This window comes from Geodermatophilus africanus, assembly GCF_900107105.1.
Taxonomy (GTDB): Bacteria; Actinomycetota; Actinomycetes; order Mycobacteriales; family Geodermatophilaceae; genus Geodermatophilus; species Geodermatophilus africanus.
In genome coordinates this window covers 41,341-49,953 of the sequence record NZ_FNOT01000023.1, presented here as the reverse complement: position 1 = coordinate 49,953, position 8,613 = coordinate 41,341, and the positions used below count along the sequence as shown (strand labels likewise).

At 64.8% G+C, this 8,613-nt stretch carries 3 protein-coding genes and 1 tRNA gene; all 4 read right to left on the bottom strand.

Annotated elements, in window-relative coordinates; translation table 11 throughout:
* Nucleotides 1-3,139 (bottom strand): nSTAND1 domain-containing NTPase (locus BLW63_RS23835; protein ID WP_211517271.1); only part of this gene is annotated, 3,139 nt, incomplete at its 3' end.
* A 2-nt stretch (nt 3,140-3,141) separates the two neighbouring features.
* Nucleotides 3,142-4,851, bottom strand: coding sequence for a DUF4062 domain-containing protein (locus BLW63_RS23830; protein WP_280140571.1), 1,710 nt, complete (start codon nt 4,849-4,851; stop codon nt 3,142-3,144).
* A gap of 2,004 nt (nt 4,852-6,855) precedes the next feature.
* Nucleotides 6,856-6,966 (bottom strand) — tRNA-Gly (locus BLW63_RS27140).
* Nucleotides 6,967-7,602: 636 nt separating this feature from the next.
* The gene (locus BLW63_RS23825; RefSeq protein ID WP_211517270.1) at nt 7,603-8,538 is read right to left on the bottom strand and encodes a tyrosine-type recombinase/integrase; all 936 of its coding nucleotides are present in this window, start codon (nt 8,536-8,538) and stop codon (nt 7,603-7,605) included.
* Nucleotides 8,539-8,613: the final 75 nt, after the last annotated feature.

Sequence of the window (8,613 nt, the reverse complement as noted above, 5' to 3'; positions counted from 1 at the left end):
TCCACAGCCGCAGGGTGCCGTCCTGGCTGGCGGTGGCCAGCAGCCGGCCGTCGCGGCTGAACGCCACTCCGTACACCGCCCCGGCGTGGCCGGCCAGTTGCTGGGAGGCATGCGTGACGCGGGCGAGCGCAGTAATTAGGCCGCTTGATGGAGCCGCCTCATGATCGCGGGCGAGACTGAGGCTCTGCAGACCGGCTAGAATGGCGGTGTCCGGTCGGGTGTTTACCAGTTGCTCGGCTTCTCCAGCGACCTGCCGGGACAGCGCCAGCCGGCTTTGCGCCTGAGCCTCCCGTCTCGCGTTCACAGCCAACACACTCACCAGTAGGGCGACCACCAGCAATAGCGCCAGGCCACCGGCCAGCGTGCGGAGGCGTCGGTTGCGGCGGCGGGTGGCCTCCAGCTCGCGGGTTGCCAGTCCTCCGCTGGCCTCAAGGAATTCTTGTTCGAGTGGGCCAAGCTCTCCTGGGTGCTGAGTTGCCCATTGGTTCATCTGGTCCAGCCGCCTGCCACGCAGCAGGTAGGACTCATTACGTCGACTCTGCTGCCAGTCGGCGGCCAGTCGCTCCAGGTCGGAGCGCAGCTGGAGCTTGAGCCAGCTGTCCTCGATCGCGTCGCAAAGGGGTGGCCACTGGTGAAGGAGCGCCTCGTGCGCCACCCTTATGGTGGCATCCTCGGCCGCAGCGGCAGGACTTTGATCGCCGACGAGCAGGGACGCGTCGACGAACGCGGAGATCGCTACCTCCTCCTCGGCACTCAATGTGTTGCGCCGCACCTGCTTACGGATTAGCTGGCCCTGTTCATCGATCACAACCAACTTGAGGAGGGTTTGGAGCGCCAGGGGGCGTTCGGCCGCTGGCAGAGATTCCATTGTCGCGTCAGCACGATCGATGAGGGCCCGCAGGGCCCCATGTGCCTCGTACGACGCATGTGTGAGATAACCGTCCCGCTGGTTCTCCCACAGCTCATGCAACACGAGCTGCGACAGGGTCAATTTGAGCGCTCCTGGCGCATCGGACAGGTCGGTTAACAGCCTATCTATGAGTCCGGGCTCAAAAGCCAGCCCAAGACGGAGGGCTGGAACCTCGATAGCCGTCCGAAGCTGCCCCTCATCAAGCGGACCGATCAAGACCGGGTCTGTGAAAACCTGACCAACAACTCCGGTCGTGCGCCTCGCGCCTTCGCGATGGCCAGACCGAACAATCCACAATGACACAATTGTCCCGCCGCCCAACCTGCAGAGATCGTTGATGTACTCACTGAAGTGGCCTCGCTCGACCGTTCCTGCCCGCGTCCACAATTCCTCAACATGATCAATGACCAGAACAATCCTCGCGAAACGCTCGCGCAGCAAGTCGGTCAGCGCATTAGCGTCATCAGCGAGTTCATTGCGGATCTCCCCCGGCGTTCCGGCTGCGAGTCGGGTCAGTGCCTCAATGACGGACGACCGCGGTTGATTGCCAAGCCGCACTGGCACCACAGGCCAGCGCTCGCTTCCAGGTAGGGCGCCCCGTCGCAGGGCCGGTACCACCCCGGCGAAGACGAGGCTGGTCTTGCCAATGCCTGGCGGGCCGACGATCGAGCAGGCGCCTTGAATACCGAGTCGATGGAGGATCACGTCTACGTCCGCCTCGTGCCCGAGGTAGACGTCCTGGTCTTCTTCGCGGAATGGGGCTAATCCGCGGTAGGGGTTCCGCTCAAGGTGACGGACGGATGCAGAGGTAGACGCGGCGCGGGCGTTTGCTGCTTGGATAGAAGCCAGCAACCTGACTGCGTCGATTCCACTGCTTCGGAAGTCCAAGAAGGCTAGACCGCGAAGGGGCGGTGGAATTTGTTCAGGATTGGCACCCGGAAGCACCACAGGGAGGACGGCCAACCTAAAAGATGAAGATAAGAGTTGGTCCATCTCTCGTTGTCGCCACGGGGAACGATCCCCCTCAGCAGTGATTAGTAAGAGCCCGACCCTGGCCGATTGAATGAGGTCCGCGGCCGCGCGCGTGTAAGTAGCGTCCCGAGTTACAGGGTCGGGTGACATCGCCACTGATAGCCCCTGGCGCGACAGCACCTCTCGGATCTCTGTTGCACTTTGCTCGGAGCCAAGTCCGAAGGAGATAAAAACATCAACTGACGCAAAGCGCTTCGTGGGGTCGTACCGGGTCTCAACAGGCTCCGACAGATGTTCCGAGCGGTTTACGCTCCTCCTGGGGCCCAGCGCGCCGAGCGGACTGTCGTCCGACGCAAGGATTGCGATACCCTTAAGCAGCTTGTCGTAAGCTGCGGCCAGGCCTCGGCGCTCCGCAGAGCGACTAGGGTCGGTCACCACTTGTTCATCAAAGGCGTATCGCGGCTCATACGGGATCTGCAGATCCCACAACCGCAACTGCTCGCTGGCAAGCGCGACAGGCAGGTAGTGCCCAAAGCGCTCCTCAAATCGCTGCTCGAAGATGCTGCGGAGCGAGCTGTCCTCCTGGTCGACACGCGCAGGCACGATCAGCACATCAATCGGACGATCACCCCGAACGGCGCGCACTTGCGGCGAAAGGAAGTGTCGGACCATCGCCTCCGTACCGGCCATATTTTGAAGATTTGCCGCACAAAGCACCACGATGGCATCAGCAAGCTGGTACGCACAGACGCCGCCCATCTCTGTAACGCCCGTGCGGCTATCCACAAGGACGACGTCATAGTGATCAGCGAGAGCGCGACGGAGCCATTCGAAGAATAGCTCTCCTGACCAGGCGAAGTAGAAGTCGGTCCAGTCGAACCGCCGCAGCTCCTCGCCATAGCGGCCGATCTGCTCATCGGACGACCGCTTTCCAGCCGGAAGGAGATCAATCCCACCGGCACCGTCGCGGAACGGGTAAACGTTAACCAGGAATCGATCCAACTGCTTAAAGGCGTTCCGCTCCTCCGAGCCGGAGGCATTGGTCGACATTGAATATTTGAAGGTCAGCAGCAAGTCCAGCAGTCCTTCGTGGCCGCCGACTGCGTCGTGGTCAACTGGAAAGAAGTGCTCTAGACCAGGTGCCTCCAGATCGAAGTCGATGATCAGAACGCGAAGACCGCTGCGGGCCATTAGGTCACTGACATTAGCCAGCGCCATAGACCGTCCCACACCGCCCTTATAGGAGTAAAACGTCACGATCATCCGGGACCCGCTTCCCCGGCAATGAGCCGCCCCAGAGCCGGGTTCGGTTGTACACCTAGCTCCTCGGCCAGATCGCGAATCTTATCGGGGTCTCGGTTCGCGTCACGGAAGGCTACGACAGCACGAGGAAGACTGCCGTAGAGCCACCGGTTCAGCCTCCGGCGCTCCGGAATACCTATCTCGCAAAGCGGGTCGAGGATTTCACTGAAGCGCCGAGTTGCCTGCGTCAGATATGCGTCCAACTGCTGGCGAATCAACAAGTGCGGGTGGCCAGCGGAAGGGTCGAGGGGTGACAGTGTGACGAAGGCCACCTGCTCGCCCGTTAGTAGGGGGGAGCTAATGAGAAGTTGGCGCACCTGTTCGTGGAACAGTGACAACTCGTCGACAACTACCAAGCACCCAGTTTGGGCAATAGTTTGATAGATTGGCCACATGGTCAAGATGGTGTCGGGGAGGAGTGCGTCCAGAGGGTAGGGCTGAATTCTGACACTTCGTCCCCGAAGGCTGTCAGCACCCCGAGTAACGCCGGCAACCCCAGCCGTCAAAATCTGCTCGATCGTCTCGTCGCTGTCGACGAACGGCCGCCACTTCGAACGCGTTGGCCCGTATCGGTCCATTATCCAGCGCGAGCCGAACTCGCCGACAAGTTCCAGAAGGGCGGCTACCGGTTCCGGCGGGTTCGCGAGCAGGTCGGCCGCCTCCATCGCCGTCATTGCCACCGTCACGACGGGCAGGCCAATCTCTGGGGCAGTCGGTAAGCCAAGGTTTTCTACAAGGTGCAAGTGCAAAGGCGAAGCTAGACCCGAGATGTCTTGGACATTGCTTGGCGACGGTCGACCGACCACGCTGGTGAGACCCCAGCTCTTAGCCTCGTCCGAGGGGACGTCTGTCATAGCAATGCCGACTAGTCCACCAGTACGGTCACGCGCCAACCCCAGCGACCGCCGCGATCGGATGGAATCCTCGGTCAGGAGGGTCAGGGACGAGGGCGTCAAAAGGACCGCAGCGAGTCGGGCTGATGTGGCCAGTCGATCCAATTCTTTGAACTCGTCCGCGGAAGCCGCCTTCAAGCCAGTAGCTGAGGGCCGCACCTTCCAGACACTGGATAGCGCCTCGGTAAGGGCTGCTGCGGGAGGGCCGTCAGCCGGGGCGTGCAGCAAAAGTAGATCAGACCGAAGCTGTCGAGGATGAGGTGCCACAAAATTCGTCGCATTTCTGTGGGCTGGCGCTACTCCCTGCTGCCTGAGTAGCCAGTTCGAGGCGCTGCTAGCCAGGGCTGCCCCGAGCTGATCCGGAGTTGCAAACTCGCCAACGAGTCGTTCCTTGCTCACCGTCATGCGCAGTATGTTGATGCGCTCGCCCCTGTCGCCCTCTCCAGTTAGAGCGTCGAGGAACTGCACCTCCCACTTGGCATGCTGTGGAACCATAAATATGAGCCGGGGTACACCACTTCTCACAGCCTGCTGATATTCCAATTCTGTTATGGAACGACGCTCCGGGTTGTTCGTGTCCGGGATGTAGCCGTAGCGAAAGGCGAAAAGGCCGACATAAAGGTCGGCAGAGGCGACGTCGGACAGGCATCGATCAACGGGTCGCTCATCCGCGGCTACATAGTCTTCCATGGCGATGACGTCGAAGTTGAGGCTGCGAAGTGCTCGGTAGGCGCGGTCCCGGTGTACCACCAGGTCCCGGAAGGTTGATGACAAGTACGCTTTCAATGGTCCGCCGTCCGACCGGCTCGCTTGGTAGTGTTAGGGCCGACTTGTTCGACCGATTGCCGCCGCAGCCTGCGCGGAACGCCTCTCGGGCTGCGAGTAGCGTTGACCCGCTGACGCACGTCGTCAACCACTCCTGACCCTGACCTGGGTCGTGTTGGTTGAGCGGCGGGTCCTGACCCGTAATCGTTGATCCTTGAGGTGTGCAGTAGCAGGTGGTCCTGTGTCGTGCAAGGGCCCCAGCATCGATGCGGGCGTGTGCAGTGGTCTCGGTGATCTGGGCGGCGAAGGGCTGGGTTGAGCTGCGAGGACGGCCATCAGCCTGGTGACAGGGGTGTCACTAGGCCCGCTGGTGCCGGTGTGGCGGCGGGCGTTGGCCGCCAGCATGCGGGGTTGGTCGGCCAGCCTGAGCGAGGTTGGGATGGCCTTCTGGTCAAGGTGGGCTCGGTGCGCTGGCGGAGGGTGCCGGCTGGTCGGCCAATGGCAGGAACAGCGTGGTGGTGCATGTCTGCAACGGTGTGGCCGTGCCACGCCATGACGCCGGCACACCAACCGCGACCGTGGTGACGAGGTTGCCCACGAGGCAGGGCCGAACAACACGCCCGCGGATGGAGCTTGCGCGCCTAAGCCGCGGTGGTGTGCGCCAGCTGAGGCGTCCCCCGCGCGGCGCCACCGCCTGCGGCGCACCTGGTCGACAGTGGCGATCGCCTCCTGCTCCTCGGCGGTTTCCGGCTTGCTGGCCATGCTGTCCTCCCCCAGCGATCCGTCCCACCTCGGCCGTACTGCCCGCCACTGACTACCCAGCCCCCAATTCCACCGCCACGGGTCGACGACACGGCATCTCGATGTTCAGCCCGGGATTCCGTGTCGGTCCCGCGACGGGCCGACGAACACGGCTTAGACCATCGGCCGGGATATGGAGTCCGTCCGGACCGGGTGCGAGGCATGCTGAGGCTGTCGCGCGCCATCGGACACCGCCTCCTCAGTGACATGCGTTCCACGACGAGTGGGATCGCATGTCGCCTTCCTCCCCCTGCCCTAGGCAACCCCGCCGATCGAGAGGAGCGCTGAGCCCCCCGGCCTGATACGCCTCGGCGGCGTCGACGGACTCCGGGCCCGCCATTACCGCAGGGCCGAGGACGCCCGCTGCATTCAGGCCCCGCCATAGGCAGCAGGTGATGGCCGCGCGGGCGGTACCGCGCGCAACGGTGGCTGGCAGATCGCCATCACCTCCGCAGCACTAGGCCGGCGAGGGACCGAGTGCCGTAACCCAGATGAGCCACACATCATGAGCGACCCGCGGACGAGTAGCTCTGCCGCTCCTTCGGGTCATCACCTCCGCCCCCGTCGGGAGGCCAGCGGTTGCGCTGCCAAGGGTCAGGGTTGAACTCAGCGACGACGGGCGGTGGTTCGAGTCCGCCGCGTCCCGCCGTTTGTTCGGGTCGTCAGTTGCGACCTCGTTCATGGCCGTCACGGCGCTCGATCTCGCCTGCCCGGCCGGCGCCGGGCCGCTGGGCTACAAGGGGCTGCGCGAGCGCTACCTGCCGGAGGTGACGTTCCGCGGTCGCGTCGAGCACCGGCAACGGCCAGTACGCCCTGTACGCCGCCGCCTGCATGCGCGGCGGCCTGTAGCGCGATCTGCCCAGCGACGCCGGCTGGTGGCAGACCCCGCTGTGTCGGTACACGGTGTTCGCCGTCGTCATCTACAGCCGGGCCGCGGCGGAGCGGCTGACACTGCCGATGGGGAGGTCGCTCGGCGGATCGCCGCTCGGCACGGCCTCCAGCTCACCCCGTGACCACTTGTGGTCACGGGATAGGCCTCCTCGAGGGCCGAAGGAGGGCTCCCACCTGGCCGTATCGAGCCGCCCGACGTGACCCATCCATGACCCACGCAGCGGAAAACAGGGGTCCTGGGAGGGTTCAAACGGGCCGTCCGGAGGATCCTCCAGACCTTCTCCAGGAGGGCTGACAGGCCAATTGACCTGCGGCTTTGCGTGGAGCGGGTGACGGGAATCGAACCCGCATGGCCAGCTTGGCCAGCTGGAGATCGTCGTCATCGATGCTGGGCTCGGCTTCGACCGGCCGACCGGCTGTTCCCTCACTCGCGGGTGAGGCTGTGTGCCAGCATGTGTGCCACCGCGGGACGTTCACCGTTGTCCGCAGCCATGCGCGGATGACCGCATCAGCCGTCTGACCTGGGTGTCCGTACGACGGCGCACGTCCACGAACCCCGCACTGGGGAACTGTCAGTTGCAGGGCAGGCAGGCAGGAAGGGGGAGGGGGCGGGAGCCCCTCTATCCATGGCGGACGTGCGCCCCCAAGGCGCCGGGGGCGAATCCGCGTTGGCCGCGATATTCAGTTCAAGCGAGCCATCCTGCCATGACCCTTCGAGACATCGTCACGCTCAGCACCGGGGCGGTCGGCGACGCCAGGGCCGTGTTAGTACAGGTCAGGACCGCGGTTCTTGACCACCATTTTGACCACCATCGGGTCTGTTCAGGGCCGTTCTCGCTCGTTCGTGCGCGTTCTGCATACCGATTGACCTGCGCAAACGGACTTCGGCGGACGATGCTGCACACCCTGCCGACGCCTGGGGGTCAAGGGGTCGCAGGTTCAAATCCTGTCAGCCCGACAGTGAAACCGCAGGTCAGAGGCGGGTCGGTCCTTCGGACTGACCCGCCTCTCGCATGAGTACAGCAACCGCACCGCAACCGGAACCGCAACGCGGTTTGCACAGCAACGTCACCAGTGGATCGCCTGCCCGAGCTTGTCGGCCGCCTCGCGCTGCTGCGCCGGGGCCACGTGGCTGTAGATGTCGGCCGTGATGGCGTAGGAGCTGTGCCCAAGGTGCTCCTGCACCACCTTCGTGTGCGTGCCCGCGGCGAGCAGGAAGCTCGCCGCCGAGTGACGCAGCGTGTGCAGGTGGACGCCGCGCAGGCCGGCTCGCTCGGCCAGTGCCTCGAACCGACGCAGGACGTTGCGCGGTTCCAGCGGCGTGCCGATCTCTGACGCGAACACGAGCCCGCTGGCCTGCCACAGGCTGCCTGCGGCGAGCTGCTCCGCGGCCTGGCGCTTGCGGTGCGCCCGCAACGTCTCGACGGCGGGGACGGGGAACGGCACGGTGCGCCGCGACTTCTCAGTCTTCGGCTCGCCGAGCTCAAGCCCGGCAGACGTCCGCGACAGCGTCCAGCGCACCCGGACGACGGCCGCATCGAGGTCGACGTCTCGCCAGTGCAGGGCCAGCGCCTCGCCCCGGCGCAGCCCGGTGGCCAGCATCAGGCGGAACAGGACCTCCAGCCGGTCGCCCCGGATCGCCTTCAGCTGCGCCTGCGCCTGGTCCGCGGTCAGGTGCGGTGCGTCCTTGCGTTCGACGCCGGGCCGCTTCACCGCCGCCGCGGGATTGCTGCGGAGCAGCCCGTCCCGCACGGCGACGTCCAGGGCCCCTCGGAGGACCGTGTAGATCGTCCGCACGGTGGACGGCGCGAGGCCGGCCTCCCGCTTGGTGACGAAGACCGCCTCCACGTCGGAGGGGCGCAGCCGGGCCAGGGGGATCGTCCCGACCGTGGGGATCAGATGGGTGCGGGCGAGGGTGGCGTAGAGGTCCTTGGTGGCCTGCTTGCGGTCGCTGGCGGCAAGTGACTTGGTGATCCAGTCCTCCAGCCAGGCGGCGACGGTCATGATGGCGTCCTTGACGGGTGCTTCGGACTCGATCCGCTCGCAGGCGTCTCGGAGCTTCGTGCGGACCGCGGCCTG